The organism is Sphingobium sp. GW456-12-10-14-TSB1, assembly GCF_059424385.1.
On sequence record NZ_JBWKZI010000002.1, the window covers coordinates 1,113,168 to 1,132,061 of the forward strand.

The window sequence follows — 18,894 nt, forward strand, 5'->3', positions numbered from 1 at the left end:
GCGATCGTGGCCGTCCGTCTGAGACTGGTGAGCATGCGGACGAGCCGCAATGACAGGAGGCGATGCACATGAGTGAGGCAGACGTGCTGGATCTGGAACAGGCGATCCGGGACAATTACCGGCTGTGGAACGAAGGGAAGCGCGAAGAACTCGATCGTCTTTTCCGGGCGTTGGGGCCAGAGGGGTTCACGATCGAATATGTCGGTTCGCCCGCCGTGGACGGCAACGCCGCGATGACGGAGATGTGGGCGGAATATGGAGGAAAATGCACGACCGAACCGCTGGAGGTGATCGTCAACGGCGCTGAAGGCGCCGCCTATGTCGCCAACCACCTGCAAACCAAGGATGGCGTCGTTACGCTGCCAAGCCTCGAAACCTACAAGGTCGCCGATGGCCGGCTGACGATCCGCTATTTTCATCGGACCGCTCACTAACCTCCCATGCTCCGACGTGCAGGCGCTGGACACGGCTCAGTCCTTCGCCTGCATGAAGGCCAGCAGGTCGGCATAATGGGGTTGGTGGACGAGACCGCCGCCCGAAATCGAGATGTTCTCACCCGTGATGTAGCGCGCTTCGTCCGAAGCGAGGAAGGCGACCAACGCCGCGATATCATCCGGCGTTCCGAATTCCGGCGTCAATATGTGCCGCTGGATGATTTCCTTCAGCCCTGGCACGGTCTTTTCCAGGGCTTCGGTCAGCACCACACCCGGCGCGATGCTGTTGCAGCGGATATTCTGCCGCCCATGCTGGGTCGCTACATATTTGGTGAGCCCGATGATCGCGGCCTTCGAGGAACCATAAGCGATGCGCGCCAGATCGCCCGCACTGCCCGAATTGGATGCGGTGTTGATGATCGAACCGCCCCCGCCCGCGACCATATGCGGGATGGCATATTTGCATCCGAGCAGATAGCCGGTGAGATTGACGTCGAGAATTTCGCGCCAGATGCCGATCGGAATATCGACGGCGGTGGTGTCCTGCGGGCTCTTGTCCGGATCGGTCATCGCCGCATTGTTGTGCAATATGTCCAGCCTGCCGAAATGTTCGACGGCGCGATCCACCATCGCCTTCACCGACTGCGGGTCGGCGGCATCGAACTGGACCGGCAGCGCCTTGTCGCCCAGCGGTTCCGCCGCGCGAACGGCGGCGGCCTCGAACAGGTCGGCGATCACAACGCGCGCGCCCTCCGCGACCAGGCGTCGCGCGACCGCGGCGCCGATACCGCCGCCGCCGCCTGTGACGATCGCCACCCTGTCTACCAACCTCGTCATCATGCGCGCATCCCCGGTGGTGGGCTGGCGAGAGAAGGCTGCATCGATCGCAGCTTGTCCCGCCAGCCGCTTATCCGATTAGAATTTAAACGTTGTTTCAACGCCATAGGTGACCGGCTGGCCAACATAGGCGGCTGCAATGCCCAATGTCCGATAGAGATCGGGGAAGCGGCGCAGCAGATATTTCTTGTTCGTGATGTTGCGGCCATAGACCGCCACTTCGACATTGGGATTTTCAAGCTGGAACGCGATACGCCCGTTGAAGATGCCATAGCCAGGTACGAAACCGAGGCGGTTTTCCGTGTCGTAAGCGGACTTGGTCGCCGCCGACGCTTGATCTGCCGCCCGGACCGCATCGAAATGCTGACCCCCGACATAGGAATAGGCGCCAGTGACGGCGAGCGTGCCGCCACCCAGCGGAATTTTCTGCGTGGCGCTGACGTTCAGCTGCTTCTTGGGCAATTGCAGCAGCGGCAGGCCGCTCAGGTCGACGACGCAGCCGTTGGCGACCCCGGCGCTGTTGGTGCATCCGCTGCCGGCCACCACCTGGATTTCGCTGAAGCTGCCCTTCACATATTTGCCGTCTTGCAGCGAGCCATTGAGGCTGAGCGTCATACCTTCCCACGGCACGGCCGTGATTTCATTTTCCATGCCCCAGATGCGGACCTTGCCATTATTCTGGATATATTGGGTAACGCCGATGCCGGTCACGAAGCTGTTGACGATCGCCTGATTGTCATCCTTCCAGGTATGGAAGACCGCCGTGTTGAACCGCAGGCGGCGGTCGAAGAGATCGACCTTCAGGCCGGCCTCGACGTCCTTGACCTTTTCAGGAGAAAAGGCGGGCAGACCACCGGCGCGCAGGTTCCAGCCGCCAGCCTTGGCCGCGCCGCGGGTCGCGGCATAAAGGAAGAGATTGTTGCTCGCCTGCCAGTCAATACCCAGGTTCCAGGCTGGATAGTCGAACTTGGCATTCTGCTCCTGATTGCAGCTGGTGGCCGTCACGGGGCTCGTTGGCGTCACGGTGCAGTTGATGCCGGTCGGCGTGCCCGCCACGGCGACGTTATACGGCAGACCATATACCTGTGCATTGTGCAGCACGCTGTCGCGGGTGTCCCAGGTATAACGGAAGCCGCCGACCGCACGCAGCTTCGGCGTCAGTTCATAATAGGCCTGCGCGAACAGACCGAAGGTCTTGTTGGTGACGTCGGCATTGGAATCGCGGATGAGTCCGCCGAAAATCTGCGAGCGACTGAATTCATAGCCGCTTTCCTTGCCGGCATAGGCGCCCGTGATGAAGCTAAGGCTGTCGGTGATATTGCCGGAAAGCTGGAATTCCTGAGAAACATAATAGGATCCAGACCCCGCAAAGGTCGCCAGCAACGGCACGGCCGTACCGTCCGTATCATTCTGGCCATAGTTCATCGAATGGCGATAGCCGGTGATCGACTTGAAGTTCAGGCCGCCCAGTTCGATGTTGAGCGTGCCGGAAAAGCCATATACTTCCAGCGTATTGAATGGCTGCACGCCATAGAGAGCCCGCGCTTCAGGGGTGAGCGTGCCGATAGTGGCCGGGACCGATGTCCCGGTCGCGGTGTTGCCCCACCAATGGTCCTTGGTCAGCAGGCCCGCCGTCAGGCCCGGCTGGAAGGCGGCGGGGACGATCGCCGGATTGAAGGCCCAAAGTGCGATCTGCTGACCATGGTTGTACTGACGGTTCCAGTCGCCCGAAAGGGTCAAATCCCAGCCATTGCCTTCATATTTCAGCTTGCCGCGCAAGAACTTGCTGTTGTTATCGGAAAAGTCGCGGTGGGTGGCGAAGTTGTCGCCATAGCCGTCCCGGTCACTGATTGCGCCGCTCAGGCGAATTGCGAGCCCCTCTGCCAGCGGCACATTGATATTGGCCTGCGCACCCAGCGTGCTGTAATTGCCAAACTCCGCCTTGAAGGCGCCGCTGAGCTGGTCGTTGGGATCATTGGTAACGATGTTGATCGCGCCGCCGGTCGTATTGCGGCCAAAGAGCGTGCCCTGCGGCCCGCGCAGAACTTCCAGCCGTTGCACGTCCTGAATGTCGGTCATGCCCGTCGAGGGCCGAGGGATGTAGATCCCGTCAATATAAGTGGCGACCGCCGGATCGTTGGCGAGAATAGGCTGGAGATTGCCCTGACCGCGGATGGCAACGAAGACGATGCCGTCGCCGCCGGCGGAACCGCGGCCGATGACCAAGCCCGGCGCGGTGCGCTGAAGGTCGACGACATTTTCCACCTTGGCCGTCGTCAAGGCTTCGGGGGTTAGCGCCGTGACGGCGATCGGGGTCGTCTGGAGGCTTTCTTCAGTGCGGCGCGCCGTGACGACGATATCCTGAATGCCTTCGCTAGCGCCCGATTGCGGCTGCTGCGCATAAACGGGCTGCGCCATGGCGGCGACGAGCGCGCCCATGCCGATCGCGCCCAGAGTGACGGCCTTCCTGCTCATATCTTCCTCCCCATCATTGTATGTTGCCTCGAATTCCAATGTGGAGCCGTCTAACTTGGAGCCGATCTGCTCCATAGTGGCCGGTCCACGGTTGACTGTGCGGCGATAGAATTTGGCCGCTCATCGATATTTTCCTGCTCGCCCGATCAGTGGACCTGCGCTGATGCCGACCGAAAAGCCTTGGGCGTTTGACCCGTCGCGGATCGGAAAGCGGCAGAAAAGGCGGACGTGCTGTTGAAGCCGCATCGCCAGCTGATTTCCTTGATGCGGGCGCCATCGCTTCGCAGCAGCTCCTTCGCCAAAGCAATCCGGCTGCGGGCGACAAATTCACCCAGGCTGACGCCCGTCCCTTCCTTGAAAATGCGGGCGACATGACGCACGCTCATGTTGCAGTCGCGCGCAATGTCGGCGACGCCAAGAGGCGCGGAGAGATTTTCCATCACATAGTCGATGACGTTCTGGACCTGTCGCGTGCTGCGCGAATGCAGCCCGCCCCGTTCGGGCCTGCCCATGTGCCGAGCCAGTTCGACCGCCAGGCCCATCAGCATTGATTCGACAAGCGTCTGGCTGGCAAAGCCGGGCGTCCGCAATTCCGCAGCCAGCCCAGCAAAGAGCCGACGCATGGAAATATTCTGGACGTCGGCGCAAGGCTCAACCTTGTTCAGCGGCTGCTCGCCGTCGAACAGTTCGTCCAGAAATTCTTCTCCCAGCGCGACGCAGACGAGATGGCGCTCCTGAAGCGCTGGCTCTCCGAAATATTGGCGATGCGGCGGCATGTAGAGGATGTCCCCCGACGCTGCGCGCCGGTCGGGGCGGCCCATGCTGACCATGCTGCGCCGCGGCTGCCCATCGAGCGAATAGTCCAGATAATGCTTCTCTGGACTAAAGATGCCGCTGCTGGGCTGGACCCAATCGAAATGACGCACATCCACATGCGCGTCGCGAACGCGCGCCGCTGCTTCGATGTAGAAATTCTGGACGCCAGCCCTAGCCTGACCGGTCCAATCGCTTTCCGGACGAAACATCTCTACCTCTGCCAGGTTATATTCTGTTGATAAACCTGCATAGGCGCGCCATGCGCTTTTACTTCTATCTTCGGATAGGTGGTCAAGGCTCCATGTGCGGGCACATCCCTCCCTGTGCCCGATCGAGGCGCGGCATCGGCGACAGGTTTCGCCATGCACCCAGTTCGATACAAAAACAGGAGGCGCTCAATGTCCATCGCACCGTTCTTGCAACTGCGGACGCCATGAGAGCGCTATCGGACCAACCGGCGGCCATCGGCCATTATCCCTGGTATGTGCTAGGCATATTGACGCTGGCGCAGACCTGCCATGGCATTGATCGCGCCATCATCGGGCTGGTGCTGGCGCCGGTCGGGCATGAATTTGGCCTTTCCGACGGACAGTTGGGGATATTGGCGGGCTTTGCCTATGGCATATTCTTCGCGCTCGCCGCCCTGCCCTTCGGCGTGGCCGTAGATAGCTGGAACCGACGCAACCTGATGGCGGCCGCGTTGACGCTGTGGAGCGGTGCGACGGCCCTGTGCAGCCTCGCAACGGGTTTTTGGACATTGCTCATAGGCCGCGCCGCCGTAGGGACCGCCGAAGCGGGCGGATCACCTACGGGCATGTCGCTGCTGAGCGATTATTTCGGCGAAGACCGGCGCGCGACAGCCATCGGCATCTGGTATCTGAGTTCGGGAATCGGCCTCGCCATCGCGTTCATAGTGGGCGGCGCGATCGTGCAGAGCGCCGGATGGCGCTGGGCGTTCGTGGCCGCCGGCGTGCCGGGACTGGTGCTGGCGCCGCTGCTGCTGTTCACGGTCAGGGAACCCGTGCGTGGCGCGCATGACGGGCCGGCGCCGCAGCAGGAAGAAACGTTAAGGCTGGGGCAACGTATCCGTCTGCTCGCGGCGCGGCCCGGACTACTATATTGCATCTTCGCCATCGTCCTGATCGCGGCGGGCATTTACGGCATGAGCACATGGCTCACCACCTTCCTGATCCGGGTCCACGGCATGCCCATTGCGAAGGCGGGCATCCTGATCGCCATCGCCTATGGCGGCCTCGGCTCGCTGGGCGGATTCCTCGCGGGCTGGGTGATCGACCTCGTCAATCGCCGGCGAGGTGGCTTCGATCCGGCTAGGACATCCCTGTTCGGCGCGGTGATCCCGTTGCTCACGGCGGTGACCGGCGTCGGGACGGTCCTGTTCCACGACGTCGATTTGATGCTGGCGCTGCTGATGGCCTGCGGCTTCCTCAGCGCGTCCTATAATGGCCCGATCTACGCCGTCATCGTGACGATCGCCGGGCCGCGCCTGCGGGGTCTTGCGGTATCGCTGGTGCAGTTGGGCGCGAACCTGATCGGCGTGGGCGCGGGCACCTATCTGATCGGCGCGGTCAGCGACTTTGTCGGGGGAACGGCCGGTGTCGCCTGGGGAATTGGCACCGCCATGCTGTTCACATTCGCCGGGGGCATATTGCTGCTGCTGGCGGCGCGCGCGATCCGCCGCGCCAAGGCGAGCGGCGAAGCATAAGAAAAGGGCGGCCCGGTGTTTCCACCAGGCCGCCCTTCATCCTGCACGTCCCCTCACTTCGCGGCGTTGCGTTCCTTGCGCCGTGCCTTGGCGGCCTCGATTCCCCGGAATACGGTGGTCGTATTGCCCGCCCCGGCATAGAACAGCAGGAACAGCGGCAGGAAATCCAGCTCCTCATCGGTGAATTCTTCGTTGATGAGGGCGCCGTTCATCTGGATCTCGACCAGATCGGCGCGGCCCAGCATGGCCGTCGCGCCCAGCACCAGCAAGCGCTTCTCCCGCATCGAGAAGATGTCGCTCGCCCACAGATTGGCGAACTGGTTACCGACGATTTCCTGGTTGAAGGACGATTCCCGATAGGGGAGCGTCATTTCCGACGATCCCGGCCCGTAGACCTTATCGAAGACTTCCAGTCCCTTCTGCCACTGTTCTTCACCGATACTCATGATTTTTCTCCCATCGCATTCTCCAGCCCGACGACCGTCCGATCGGTTCGGCGCGTCAATTCGACCAAGGGCAGCGCGATGCCGTAGCTGCGCCCCAGATCGATGGCCGCATCCAGATCCTTGACCATCAGGCCGCGGGTATATTCGCGCACTGCCGCTTCCTGCTCGCTGGACGACGGATCGTCGCGCACCGCCAACATCAACGGTCCGCCGACGCTGTCCGAACTGGCGTCGATCACTTCTGCGAGCTGGCGGATATCCACACCGGCATTGCGACACAGGACGGACGCTTCATAACCGGCGCGAAGGCAGCCGAAGACGATGACGTTGCGGGCGATCTTCGCGGCCATGCCCGCGCCGGGGCCGCCCATATGCGCCACCAGCTTGGCAAAGCCGTCCAGCACCGGACGCACCTTCGCAATGGTTTCATCCGTACCGCCGACGAGGCAGACGAGGCCATGTTCGCGGGATTTGGGGCCACCCGTCACGCCGCAATCGACCAGCTCCACGCCCGCCGCGTCGGTCAGGGCGCGAATGGCGTCCAGATCCTCCATGGAGACGGTCGCGACCAGCACCACGGTCATGCCCGGCCGCGCTCGCGCCAGCACGCCTTCGGAGCCTGACAGCACATCGATCGTCTGCTTCGCGTTGACGACGGCGATGATGACGACGTCGGACTGCGCGGCCAGCTCCGCCGGGCTGGCGACGACGGGCGGCACGCCCTCCAGCGCGTCGGCAGCATCGGCGCGAATGTCATAGACCGCAGCCAATTGCTGTGTCCGCGCGAGACATATGGCGACGCCCGCGCCGATCTGCCCCAAGCCGATAACGCCTGCTCTTTCCATCCTCATGATCCTTTCCGCCGCTTGGTTCGCGGTCCTGTCATATCCAGGCCGCAAGGGTGGCATAGCCGGGGATGCGCCGTCATCCCGTCAGCTACCGCGTGGCCGAACCTCGACAGATTTACCGTATTTCACGACGCATTTGTTTCCAGCGGCAGATTTTTCGCAGCAAGGCAATAATGGAGAACCGCGATCAGGAGCACGGATGCCGACAATTGCATGCTCAGTTGCAGGCCGCTTGCCGATGCCGAGAGACAGGCGGCTGGCAGCGATGCCTTGGCCGAGACCAGGCAGTCGGCGGCATAATTGCCCTTATAGAGAAAGACAGCGAGGCGATCGCTGAGATAGCCCAACACCACCGATCCCAGCCCCAGCCCGGCGACGGTCTGGCCGAAAGCATGAAGCGCCGCGGCCGACGCCCGCATGCGCGGTTCGACCAGCGATTGGGTGATGGTCATGATCGCAGGCGTGAAGGCATAAAGCAGGGTGGTGGCGACAAAGAGAAAGGCGACCAGCCACCGCCAGTCCGATTGATGGATCGCCAACAGATAGAAGGGCAGAGCCAGCCCCACCGCGGTCGCGGGCGCCCAGCCGCCCCAGCGTATGTCCCGCCGGATCAGCCGCGCGATCAGATAGCCGCCGCTGACCTGTCCGACCATCGTCGCCAAACTGAACGACAGCGCGAACACAAGGCCCGCATGCGCCAGCGGGAGATCGAACCGGCGAACCAGCAAGGGAATGAGGAACAGGTTGGTGCCGAACCCCACCAGCCCGACGAAGCCGCTGCCAAAGGTCAGGTGCAGGAAGGCAGGCGAACGGGCGAGCCGCCGAAGCACCATGGCGAAGGGGGGCGTATCCGCACTCTGCCCGGCATCCTTCCGTTCAGGTTCGGGAATGGTCGTAACCAGCAGCAGCGCCAGCAACAGGCCGGGCGCGCCAACAGCCACGAGCGCAAGCCGCCAGCCGAACGCCTGCGCCACAGCGCCGCCTGCAATTGCGGCGATGGCGCCGCCCAGCGGTACGCCTATCGCGATCAGCGAAAAGACGACCGCGCGCCGCCCGGCATCGAACCGGTCGGAAATCATCGACACGAGCGCTGGCGTGAAGCCCGCTTCGCCGATGCCGACACCCATGCGGCAAAGCAGCAGCTGAACGTAACTCCCCGCCGCGCCGGACAACGCGGTCATCAGCGACCAGAGCATGGTCACCACGGCGATGATCCGAACCCGGCTGTAGCGTTCGGCCAGCCGCGCCAGCGGGATGCCGAGCACGGCATAGAAGATGGAGAAGGCCAGTCCACCCAGCATGCCAAGCTGAAGATCGCTCAGGCGCAGGTCGTGGCGAATCGATTCGCCGACCACGGCGATGATCGTGCGATCGATGAAATTGAACATGTAGATCGCACCCAGCAGCAGCAGGAACCATCTGTCCTGTGGCCGAAACCTGCCCGCGTCCTTCATTCCTTCTCTCCTGCCGTCCGGCGGCATTCATTGTGGGTGGGACAGATAGAACAGATTCTTTTCTATGTGTATTGGTTTTCTCTTGAAACCATCCTGGGACTGCGCCAACAGATCGTCATCTTTCGACAAAGGAATCTCAGCATATGAAGACGATCATCATTGCGCTCGCCGCTCTGGGCCTGACCGCACCTGCTTTTGCCCAGGCGCCTGCGGTGGATCGCAACGAGACGATCTACTCCGCAGACGGCACCAAGATCGGCAAGGTCGATCGCGTGCTGACGGCTGCCGACGGCGCCGTATCCGCCATTCGCGTCATCTATCGTGGCAAGTTCATCTCGATCCCCGCCACCACACTGACCGCAGGCGAGAAGGGCGTGACGACCAGCCTGTCGAATGCCGAGCTGAAGAAGCTGTGACTCCTTTCCCCGCGTTTTGACGGGCCGCGGGGCATGGACCCAAGACGCGCCTCCGCTTAAAGCGGAGGCATGAGCGCAGACCAGCAACAGCCCGCACGGACTTCACGGCGGGGTCGGCCGCCACGGTCCGAAGGCCCCGCGCTCGACCGCGCGCGGCTGATCGCAACGCTGCTGGATATGGCGCGATCCGACGGGATCGAGGCGCTCAACATCCGACCTGTCGCGCAGCGGCTGGGTGTGTCCCCGCGCCTGCTCTACCATCATGTCCGCGACAAGGAGGCGATGCTCGCCCTGCTGACGGACGAGATATTGCGCGGCCGGATGCCTGACCTGTCGGCGCCCGACTGGGAAAGCCGCCTGCGCAGCATCGCCCGTGCGGTGCACATGGCCTATCGGGATTTTCCGGGCTCCGCCGCCTTCATCCTGTCGCGCAGCGCGAACCGGCTGGAGCAGCCCAATGCGCTGACGATCCGCCGCGCCATATTCGAGGCGCTGGCCGAGGCCGGGCTGACGCAACAGCAAAGCGACGAGATGCTGGTGATCTTCTCCGTCATCGTGCTGGGGAACGTCGTCGTGTCGGAAAGCCTGGACGACAATGACAACCGGCTGGCGATGCAGCGCAATGTCGTGGAAGCCGCCCTCACCCGCGCGACCGACATGCTGCTCACCGCAATCCGTGCCGTCGCGGGAGCAGCCTGAGCTCCAGCCTCAGATTCAGCCCCAGATTCAGCCGAGGTCGGCGATGGACCGGACGGGGCGATCGATCCCGTCCCACGCGCAATGAGCGGCGTGCATCCGGTCGAGCGATGCCTCCATTGCGGTAGAAATTTCCATCAGTTCGACATAGCCGCCATTGCCTCCGCGGGTATCGAACAACGCGAAACGCTCGCCCGACGGCATCTGGCCGCTGAAGGCCATGGCATAGCCTTCGCCCGTCAATCGCTCAACGCCGTCGTCATAGGGAATGCGCAGCATGACATGGTGATACCCCTCGCCATGACGGTCGAGCATTTCGGTGAAGACCGAAGGTCCGTCATTGGTCTGCTGGAGCAGTTCGATCAGCAATCCGCCGGAAAAGCCGAACGCCACCTTCATCGCCACCTGCGTTGGCGCGCCGCGATAGATCTGGCCCGGCAGCACGGGCACGTCGAACACGAAAAACGGCCCCGCGCCCATGACCCGCGTCCAGTGATCCAAGGCACGCTCCATGTCGCGCACCACCTGGCACAGTTCCAGTATAGAGCCCTTGGGCTGCATCATGCGTCTCCCCAGGTCTCGGCGTGAGTCCGCAGGCCATGCTGGCGCGCGCGGTCCCGCAATTGCCGCCCCCGCGCGGCGATGTCGACCCGGAGCACCCTTGCGTCCAAGTCGCGATCAATGGCCGCAAGATCGATGACGCGCACGTCGCGGATGAAGCAGGCGGGATCGGCGCCGTCGGGTACGCCCTGCCAGCGCAGCAGCATCCACCCTTGTTCAAGGCCTGCCGTATCGACCCAGTTGGCGATGCCCGGATCAACGCCGGCCAACACATAGCTGATCGTGCCATCGGCCCCCGGCGTAACCTGAGCGCTGTTGAGGCTGACAAGGCGCAGCATCGGATCGGGCGAGATGGTCCACGGATCGGCGATCTGGATACCGGTATAATAGCTGCCCGCCGGATCGATCGTCACCAGCAACCCCTGCCCTTCCCCCAGGGCGAAACGCCCGCCAGCCAGATAGCCCCAGCCCCCGTCGCGGCCATTGGGTCCGATCAGCCGGTTGGGTTCGGGATGACCGAGAAAATCATTCTTGAACCCCGACCAGAAGGCGACCCAGGCTGGCAGGTCGGCGACGATGGTCCGGGCGATCTCCTCCTCGTCGCGCGGGCGGTGGCCGGAGGGCGGATCCAGGCGACGGACGCTGACCTGCGCCGGCACCTGCCGCCAGTCGCGCTGACTGTCGCGGGTATAGACCTGAATCCGTGCGCCCGGCTCGGTCCGTAAATGGGTTGCGCCGCCCTCCTGCTGGCTGACCGTCACCGTCACCCTACTTTCGGCGTCGCAAAAGGGCTTCAGTTGCTGGAGCGTCAGCGCGCCCAGATTGCGTCCCAGTCCCGCATGATGCGCGGGCTCGACCTCGGCCACGATGCTGAACTGCGGCGGATCGGCGGAAAAGCGGATGTCGACGGCATAGCGCCCGTCGCCGTCGATTGGAATTTCGCGGTTGAAATTGTCGGGATTGTCGATCGCCACCGCCGCGCCCGGATAGATATGGCCGAACCAGCGCCGCGGGGCGTTGCTGATATTCCACACGACCCGGGGATCGGCGGGATCGCCATTGGCTTCGCGCATGGCCAGTCCCAGCACCCACTGATCAAGCGCCCGATCCAGCCCCAACCGTCCGTCGAGCGCGCCTGCGAGCGGGTCCGCGAGCAGCATGAGACGCGCTTCTTCGCGCGCGGCACGGATGTCAGGCCGTTCGATGAGGCGCAGCGCCAGCTTTTCCGCCGCTGCCTGATCGTCGGTCCAGAGGGGGTTCGCGGTCATGAAATGGTCCCCACCCGGCCGCCTTCGGTGAAGATGGTGCTGCCGGTCGTGTAGCTGGAACCATCCCCCGCCAGCAAGATCGCTGCGCCGACCGCCTCGTCCGCCGCGCCGAAACGCTTGATCGCGTTGCGCTCGGCAAGGCCCAGCCCTTTGTGGATCGCGGCCTCCTGCCCGTCCGGGCTCATCGATCCGACGCACAGGCAGTTGATCCTGGTGTGCGGCGCCTGCGTCTTGGCCAACTCGCGCACCAGGAAAAGAAGCGCCGCCTTCGACACGCCATAGGCGACGGCGGGCGGGATCGGCGTGAAGCCGCCGCAGCTCTGGACCGAAATGATGCTGCCCTTGCCATGCGCCTTCATATCGGCCTCCGTCAGTTCGGTCAGACGCCAGGTCGCCATGACGTTGACGTCCATCGCCGTCTTCCAGACTTCATCCGTGTTCGCCCAGAGCCCGCCATCTGCGGCATAGACGACGCCCGCCGCCGCATTGTTGAACACGATGTGGATGGGACCGAAGGCGGCGCGCGCCCCCGCCACCAGCCGTTCAAGATCGCCCTTCTCGCCCGCGTCGGCGGCGATGGCGATCGCCCGGCCGCCGTCGCGAGCGTTGATCTCTGCCGCGATCCGGTCGAGCCGGTCCTGCGAGCGGGCCGAGAGAACCACGTTGGCGCCCAATTCGGCATAGGCCTTGGCGACATGTTCGCCGACGCCCGGCCCGACCCCGGTCAGAATGGCGGTGCGCCCGTCGAGGCGGAAACGGTCGAGAACACTCATGCTGGATACTCCAGAAGATCGGGGGTCAGGCGCGGTCGAACAGATGGCCGTAGCGCGCATAATAGTCGGCGAGCCGTTCATGCACCTCGCCCGGATCGATGCCGAACTGGTCGGGGCTGTGCCTGTGCTTGCCGAGGCGGCTGGCGGCGGGATTGTTCGTCAGGAACTCCACGATGCGGTCACGATGGGGGTCGGTGAAGGGCAGGCCGAACCGGTCATAGATGCGCTCAATCGTCGTCATCGGGTCAGCGACGATATCGCGATGGGCGAGGTCCAGGATGCGGCCCTCGATCGCCGTATCGTTGGCACGGGCCTGCGTCGCTCGCGCCAACCCCGCGCACCAGGTATCGACGACCGAGCGGCCGATCGCCTGAAGATCATTGGCGCCGCCCACCGCCGCCAGGAAGCCGGCGATCATGCTCGACAGCGAAGAAAGGGTCAGCACCGGATCGCGATGCGTCCACACCAGCATCGCGCCCGGATAGGTTTCCACCAAGCCCGGCAGGTCCATGAGATGCTGCGGCGATTTCAGCGTCCAACGGCCCCTTGGCCCTTTCCACTGGAAGTGCTGGAGCATCCGCTTATGGGTGCGATATTGCCCTTCTGGCACGACGTCCTGCAGCCATCGGGCAAAGGCGGGCACGCCCAGTTCGGCCGGGAAATTGGTGCTGGCGAAATGCAGCATCATGCCATGGTTGCACTCGCCCGGCTGGGTGCAGTCCATCCGCTGGATGTCGGCCAGTTGCGGCGCGTGCTTCAGCCAGTTTTCATAGATGGCCTGCACCTGCGCGATGCGCGGATCGCTGTCGAAACTGGATATTTCCGGCGTCGGCCAGGGGATATACCATTCCCATTCGCGCGGCGCCCGGGCCGCCGGATCGAGGCAAAGCAGGTCGTAGGTGATCGTCGTCCCGGTGCGCGGCAGGCCGCAGACGATCAGCGGGTCGCCCACATCCTGCGCCACGATGTCAGGATGCAGCCGTTCGTCTTCGGCGAAGCGCAGCCGGGTCGCGAGCAGGCCGACGATTTTGCGATGCGCGGTCTCGCGTAACTGGGCCGGCGGGTCCATCGCCTCGACGGCATCGACCAGCCGGCGAAAGCCGGTCATGAAGGACTGGTCAGGTCCGAAGTCCGACAGGCCGGTCGCGGCGCGCGCTTCCGCGATCAGCGCCTCTGCGGAAAGCGGCGCGCGCTCTGCGACAGCGCTGCTCATGAATGCCCTTCGACCGGTTGCTGCCGCATGACTCACCTCTCCATATGATTATTCCACACTGTATATTTATTGGACGAGGGGTCGGTCAAGCGGGCAAATCGCGTTTATAAGCAGCGAGCCGTTTTCAGGCCGCCTTGTCTTCCACCGGCGTCAGATTCTTCATGAAGGCCACGAAATCCGGTCCGAGTTCCGGGAGAGGCAATCCCAGCTTTTCCGCCAGATAAAGGGTCATGAAATTATCGTTGAGCGACTTGTTGGTGGCGGGGATGTTGCCGATGCCGACCTGCCGGTCGAACGCGCCCACCGCGACCAGCGCCATGCGAAGCGCCGCAACAATGTCATAATAATCCAGATGCCGCGCCTTGCGGCCGCTCGCCGCTTCCCAGATGGCAATCGTCTCGTCCTTGGTCGGCAGTCCCTCCAGCCGGGTAATGCCGAAGCGGCGGCCGAACAGATCGTCGAAATAGAGCCACCAGGCGAGGTCAAGCTCGGCCGGTCCCAGCGCCGCAAGCTCCCAGTCGATCAGCGCGTTGACTTGGCCGTCGGCGGAAAACATCACGTTCGACGGCGTGGGATCGCCCCACAGCACATTCACCCCCGCATCGTTTGGCATGTTGGCGCGCACATAGGCCATGGCTGCATCCACGATGGGCATGGCGCGCCCCCGTCCGGCCGCCTTGTGCCACGCTTCGAGGGCGCCGACATATTGATCAAGCCCGGGCGGCCCATTTTCCGGCTGGGCGAGAAATTCAAAGCCATCGCGCCAGTCGATCGTCGCCAGGCTGGCAAAGGCGTTGATTGCGTTGGTGAAGCTTTGCCGACGCTGCGCCGGCGTCATCTCTACCAGCCAGCCTTCGACATTATAGTTCGGCTTCTGCTTGGCGCATTCCCCTTCCACCTTGCCCATCACCAGGAAGGGCAGCCCCAGAATATCGGGGTCGAGATGCATGCCGATCCACGGCGGGACGGGCAGGTCGCCGCGCGCATCGAGCGCCGCCATCATCTTGCCCTGCAGAGCGAGGCTGCTGCCGAACACTACTTCCAGGTCCATCGGCTGACGGCGAACCACGAGCGTCTGGCTCTGCGGGCCAGCCGGATCGACATAATCGACGTCGACGAAAAAGATGTCGGCCGAAAATCCCGCACCCAGCGTCACGTTGAGCGGACGCACGCGAATGTCGCGCCATTCGGGCTTCTCGCCCGCCAGCCAGCCCTGCAGCGGCCCGGTGATGCGTTTCGGGGTCAGCAATTCCATGATTACAACCCCTTCGCCGCCAGAGCGCGCTTCAACTCAGTGACGAGCGGCCCCATATCCTTAGGCGACGAACCATGGAGCAGGATTTCATCAGCGCCGGCGTCCAGGAAGTCCATCAGTTGGTCGGCACATTGGGCGGCAGTCCCTACTGCAGCGCCTTGATCCAGCCACTCCTGCGGAATGAGGCGGCTGACATCCACCAATTCCTGCCGGGTATAGGCCTGATCCGCAGGCTTGCCGTTGAGGCTTGCGATCTTGGGATGGGCGCGGATATCTTCCAGCACCTTCTTGTCCCAACCATTGATGTCGACGATCAGGTCGCCGAAGCCGGGCAATTCGAAATAGGTGATCGCGCGGCCGCCGACGACGGCCTCCTCTTCATCCTTGGGCAGGTCCGGGGCGACGATGATATTGTGATAGATACGCACGGACATGGGATCGCGCCCGGCCTTTTCAGCCGCGTCACGCACGATCTTGGCGCTGTTTTTCACCCCCTGCGCCGATACGAAGGGATGGAGCAGCACACCGTCGCAATGTTCGCCGGCAAATTCCAGGCTCTTCGGACCAATCGCGGTAAAGATGATCGGCGGCGGCGTGCCGCCATGACGATCGGTGAGGCTGATCGCGGGAAACTTTCCCAACACGCCTTCATAATCAACCTTTTCGCCCGCCCAGAGACGCCGACAGATCGAGATCAGATCGGCCAGCCGCTCCATGGTGATGGGCGGCGAACCGAGCATCTTCATATAGGCGGGGACAGCACGCGCGAACATCATACGAAAGCGCTCGCCGCTCATCGCCTGCATCATGTCGGCGACGCTGGCGGTGACGAGCGGATGGCGCATCGTCGCATACATGGTGCCGGTGATGCGGATCTTCGACGTAGCCTCGGCCACCGCGCCCGCCAGCACCGCCGGTTCCTTGAGCGCATAGCGTTCGGAAATCCACACGCAGCCAAGGCCGATGCGCTCCGCCTCCTTCGCTTCATCAATGCCGCGACGCGGATCGTTCACGCGGCCGGGCAGGATATAGGTGCCGAACTTGTCGAAAAGCGCCCGTGCGCCCGGTTCCACCGCTTCCGTCATTCCCATGTCCTCTCAAATATATGCCGCTGCAATGCCGTCGGGAGGAGCATTGGGAACCTGTCAAACGACAGGTCCGGGGTGCACCTCGACATAGAGGCGGGTGAGCTTGAGCGCAGCGATTTTCCACTGTCCGTCCCGACGCACATAGCGTTCCCTATAATGGCCGAAACCCGTGATCGACTGGCCGCCCGGAATGGGGCATTTGCCCGGCGCCCAGACCACCCGATCCTGCACCGCCGTGATCATGTCCGCCTCGTCGCCGCGCAGGTCGATCTCCGACGAATGGATCTGATGCGCCGACCGCGCATCGATGACCGCGGAGCGCACCTGCTCCAATATGGCAGCATGCCCACTCATCGGCGGATTGCCGGTATCCTCCTCGACGTCCAGCACCGCATCGGGCGTGAACAGGGAAAGAAAGCCGTCCCAGTCCTTCGTGTCGAGAAAGCGGCAATAGCGCGCCTTCACATTGCGGATCGCCTCATAATCGAGCAGCCGGGCCAGATCGTCGCTCATTTAGTCCTCCATCACCAGATGATGCGCGTGTGCGCGCGCAGGGTGCGTTCGCGGATCGCTTCCGCGCGTGCGTCCGGCGTCACCAGCACGGTATCGGCGGGCAGATGGCTGCGCACGTCGGCCAGCTTGACCTTCTTCATCGTCGGCGTGGGCCGCTCGTCGGTGTTGAACCAGCGCCCCTGCACCGCGCCGCTGGCATAGCCCGACGTGTCGAGCCAGTTGTGGACGCCCGGGTCGCGCGCGGAAATCACGGCGCGGAAATAGCCGTCGCCATCGAGCACGGCCTGCGCCGCGTTGAGACTGGACTGGTTATGATACCAGTCGGTCGTCTCATAAAGTTCGTTTGTCAGGATCAGCGACCAGTAGTCGACCTCCTTGGGAATCTGCACCTCGGTAATCAGCGCCTCGTCATCGGCCAGTTCGTAGGCGCCCTCATAATAGGACTGCCGGGCAAGACCGGTCATCTGCGAAAAGTCGACAACTTTCAGCGTATTGATCAGTCCTTCGTCGCGCAGTTTCTGCACCTTGTCGGGAAAGGCCAGCGCGCAGACCGCCGCAGTGGCCGGGATCTCGGCGAAACGGTGCGACAGTTGCGCCAGCGTGGGGCGTCCCTTGGCGGCATGATCGGCGTCCAGGCGCACGATGCCGAAGCGCGGCTCGCGCTCGACGCCCCAGTCGCAGGCGACGATCCGGACCATCAGCTTCTCGGTCGCGGGTTTCAGCTCCCACCAGTCGCCCTCATAGCCGGTAGGCCGGGTCGGCGAGAGGATGACATCGAAACTTCCGTCGGCACCGATATGCAGGTCGTTGAAATCATTCGCATCCTGCGCGGGATGATGCTGCCCGGTGCGCAGCGTGTCCGGGCCGAGCTGCGCCAGGATCACCATCCGCGTCGTGCCGCGATCCCCCCGGATGCGATAGGTGCCGCCCTTTTCGATCAGCGCCGCCTTGTAGATGGTGTCCGCATTGGGCTGAAAGATATTTTGGCAGATGTTGAGTTCGGGCACGAAGATCGGGTGACTGCGATCATGCATGATCGCGTCGTTGGTCGTGCGCAACACGCCCGACAGCAGCAGCCGCATCGATTCCTGCATGACGCGGGGATCGCTGCGCAGCCTTTCCGGGATACGATCACGCATCAACTGGCCCAGCGGACGAAGCTGGTCGAGCAGATCTTCCCATTCGAAAATGCCGTTGTTGCTCATCTCATTCTCCACCCTATTCTTCCGGTTGACGGCGGACGCCCCGGCGATCCCGCCCGACAGCAAAAGCCCGGCGAGGACGGCTGGCAGTCCCGTGCAGATTTCCCGCCTAGTCTGTGGCAAGCAATTGCCTCAGCGCAGCACGCCGCTGCGCGTCGACGCCGGCCGCCTCGAAATAGCCTTCAATACCGCCCCATCGCGTCGCGACCATATCGAGTGCGCTCAGGAGGAAATCATCCTGCACGCCGATCAGGATGGCCACCATGTCGTCGGGCGGCACGAAACCGAAGGTCTTTTCCAGATCGCGCTTGAGATGACCCGACACGCGCAGATTCTGGCCGAATATGTCGGACTTGCGATAATCCTCCATGATCACGGGACGCGGCACGGCGAGCAGGTCGAGGAACAAGGCGATGACGACGCCGGTCCGATCCTTGCCTGCCGTGCAATGCACCAGCATCGGCGTGTCCTGCGCCAGCAACGCATCGACCATCCGCGACAGATGCGGCAGAAAGGCCTGCGGCATGAGGCCGTAATTGTGCGTCATCACCTCGACGGCGCGCGCGGCGGTCGGCTCGCGACCGAGCGACAGCCACATGTCCTCGCCCTGCGCGCGCAGGTCGGTATTCATGTCGAGGTCGAGCATATGGCAATCCGGGCCGCACCAGCCATGGGGCGCGGCGTCCCTCTCGATCGTGGATCGGAGGTCCGCCACCGAGCGAAAGCCCAGATCCGACAGCTCTGCATGATGATCCTCGAAGAAACTCGCCGGCCCTTCGGAGCGGAACAGGATGCCGGACCGGACCTGCCCTCCCCCCGCGGTCGGCAGGCCGCCTATGTCGCGGAAATTGAGGCGGGACAGGGCGATGGTCATGC

19 protein-coding genes are annotated in these 18,894 nt (G+C 63.4%); 4 read left to right on the forward strand and 15 right to left on the reverse strand.

The window, feature by feature from the left end:
• Positions 1-68 precede the first annotated feature (68 nt).
• A complete protein-coding gene (locus AC07X9_RS22215) occupies positions 69-434 on the forward strand; it encodes a nuclear transport factor 2 family protein (protein ID WP_017180969.1) in 366 nt (121 codons plus the stop codon).
• Positions 435-470: 36 nt separating this feature from the next.
• On the opposite strand, the gene AC07X9_RS22220 is transcribed toward AC07X9_RS22215, so the two are convergent.
• The 3 genes from AC07X9_RS22220 to AC07X9_RS22230 form a co-directional block, all read right to left on the reverse strand.
• Positions 471-1,274, reverse strand: coding sequence for an SDR family NAD(P)-dependent oxidoreductase (locus AC07X9_RS22220; RefSeq protein ID WP_081490866.1), 804 nt, complete (start codon positions 1,272-1,274; stop codon positions 471-473).
• 75 nt (positions 1,275-1,349) lie between these two features.
• Entirely contained in the window at positions 1,350-3,746 is a 2,397-nt protein-coding gene (locus AC07X9_RS22225) for a TonB-dependent receptor (RefSeq protein ID WP_017180967.1), read from the reverse strand.
• A gap of 146 nt (positions 3,747-3,892) precedes the next feature.
• Positions 3,893-4,771: an AraC family transcriptional regulator gene (locus AC07X9_RS22230; protein WP_017180966.1), complete on the reverse strand. Its 879-nt coding sequence runs from the start codon at positions 4,769-4,771 to the stop codon at positions 3,893-3,895.
• A 224-nt stretch (positions 4,772-4,995) separates the two neighbouring features.
• Here AC07X9_RS22230 and AC07X9_RS22235 point away from each other — a divergent pair, with 224 nt between their 5' ends.
• Positions 4,996-6,285 carry a spinster family MFS transporter gene (locus AC07X9_RS22235; protein ID WP_017180965.1) on the forward strand — a complete coding sequence of 430 codons (1,290 nt, stop codon included), beginning with the start codon at positions 4,996-4,998 and terminating at the stop codon, positions 6,283-6,285.
• A 53-nt stretch (positions 6,286-6,338) separates the two neighbouring features.
• On the opposite strand, the gene AC07X9_RS22240 is transcribed toward AC07X9_RS22235, so the two are convergent.
• The 3 genes from AC07X9_RS22240 to AC07X9_RS22250 all read right to left on the reverse strand — a co-directional run bounded on the left by AC07X9_RS22240 (position 6,339) and on the right by AC07X9_RS22250 (position 9,033).
• Positions 6,339-6,731 carry a carboxymuconolactone decarboxylase family protein gene (locus AC07X9_RS22240; protein ID WP_026002038.1) on the reverse strand — a complete coding sequence of 131 codons (393 nt, stop codon included), beginning with the start codon at positions 6,729-6,731 and terminating at the stop codon, positions 6,339-6,341.
• A complete protein-coding gene (locus AC07X9_RS22245; RefSeq protein WP_241763557.1) occupies positions 6,728-7,582 on the reverse strand; it encodes an NAD(P)-dependent oxidoreductase in 855 nt (284 codons plus the stop codon). Before AC07X9_RS22245 ends, AC07X9_RS22240 begins: the two co-directional genes overlap by 4 nt.
• Positions 7,583-7,704: 122 nt before the next feature.
• Positions 7,705-9,033: a spinster family MFS transporter gene (locus AC07X9_RS22250; RefSeq protein ID WP_017180964.1), complete on the reverse strand. Its 1,329-nt coding sequence runs from the start codon at positions 9,031-9,033 to the stop codon at positions 7,705-7,707.
• Positions 9,034-9,176: 143 nt separating this feature from the next.
• Here AC07X9_RS22250 and AC07X9_RS22255 point away from each other — a divergent pair, with 143 nt between their 5' ends.
• Together AC07X9_RS22255 and AC07X9_RS22260 are read left to right on the forward strand one after the other, a co-directional pair.
• Positions 9,177-9,449, forward strand: a complete 273-nt coding sequence (locus AC07X9_RS22255; RefSeq protein WP_017180963.1) for a PRC-barrel domain-containing protein — start codon at positions 9,177-9,179, stop codon at positions 9,447-9,449.
• A gap of 69 nt (positions 9,450-9,518) precedes the next feature.
• Positions 9,519-10,148 carry a TetR/AcrR family transcriptional regulator gene (locus AC07X9_RS22260; RefSeq protein ID WP_017180962.1) on the forward strand — a complete coding sequence of 210 codons (630 nt, stop codon included), beginning with the start codon at positions 9,519-9,521 and terminating at the stop codon, positions 10,146-10,148.
• A 27-nt stretch (positions 10,149-10,175) separates the two neighbouring features.
• On the opposite strand, the gene AC07X9_RS22265 is transcribed toward AC07X9_RS22260, so the two are convergent.
• The 9 genes from AC07X9_RS22265 to AC07X9_RS22305 all read right to left on the reverse strand — a co-directional run bounded on the left by AC07X9_RS22265 (position 10,176) and on the right by AC07X9_RS22305 (position 18,892).
• Positions 10,176-10,709, reverse strand: a complete 534-nt coding sequence (locus tag AC07X9_RS22265) for a VOC family protein (protein WP_017180961.1) — start codon at positions 10,707-10,709, stop codon at positions 10,176-10,178.
• Positions 10,706-11,974, reverse strand: a complete 1,269-nt coding sequence (locus tag AC07X9_RS22270; RefSeq protein WP_017180960.1) for a hypothetical protein — start codon at positions 11,972-11,974, stop codon at positions 10,706-10,708. The genes AC07X9_RS22265 and AC07X9_RS22270 overlap by 4 nt, the downstream gene beginning before the upstream one ends.
• Positions 11,971-12,747, reverse strand: coding sequence for an SDR family NAD(P)-dependent oxidoreductase (locus AC07X9_RS22275; RefSeq protein ID WP_009823710.1), 777 nt, complete (start codon positions 12,745-12,747; stop codon positions 11,971-11,973). The genes AC07X9_RS22270 and AC07X9_RS22275 overlap by 4 nt, the downstream gene beginning before the upstream one ends.
• Before the next feature lie 25 nt (positions 12,748-12,772).
• Positions 12,773-13,960 carry a sulfotransferase family protein gene (locus AC07X9_RS22280; protein WP_017180959.1) on the reverse strand — a complete coding sequence of 396 codons (1,188 nt, stop codon included), beginning with the start codon at positions 13,958-13,960 and terminating at the stop codon, positions 12,773-12,775.
• 124 nt (positions 13,961-14,084) lie between these two features.
• Entirely contained in the window at positions 14,085-15,215 is a 1,131-nt protein-coding gene (locus AC07X9_RS22285) for a phosphotransferase family protein (RefSeq protein ID WP_017180958.1), read from the reverse strand.
• A 2-nt stretch (positions 15,216-15,217) separates the two neighbouring features.
• Positions 15,218-16,300 carry a TIGR03857 family LLM class F420-dependent oxidoreductase gene (locus AC07X9_RS22290; RefSeq protein ID WP_017180957.1) on the reverse strand — a complete coding sequence of 361 codons (1,083 nt, stop codon included), beginning with the start codon at positions 16,298-16,300 and terminating at the stop codon, positions 15,218-15,220.
• A 60-nt stretch (positions 16,301-16,360) separates the two neighbouring features.
• Complete coding sequence (locus AC07X9_RS22295; RefSeq protein ID WP_017180956.1) at positions 16,361-16,816, reverse strand: nuclear transport factor 2 family protein; 456 nt, start codon at positions 16,814-16,816, stop codon at positions 16,361-16,363.
• 11 nt (positions 16,817-16,827) lie between these two features.
• The gene (locus AC07X9_RS22300) at positions 16,828-18,021 is read right to left on the reverse strand and encodes a DUF1214 domain-containing protein (RefSeq protein ID WP_017180955.1); all 1,194 of its coding nucleotides are present in this window, start codon (positions 18,019-18,021) and stop codon (positions 16,828-16,830) included.
• A 106-nt stretch (positions 18,022-18,127) separates the two neighbouring features.
• Entirely contained in the window at positions 18,128-18,892 is a 765-nt protein-coding gene (locus AC07X9_RS22305; protein WP_017180954.1) for a tyrosine-protein phosphatase, read from the reverse strand.
• Positions 18,893-18,894: the final 2 nt, after the last annotated feature.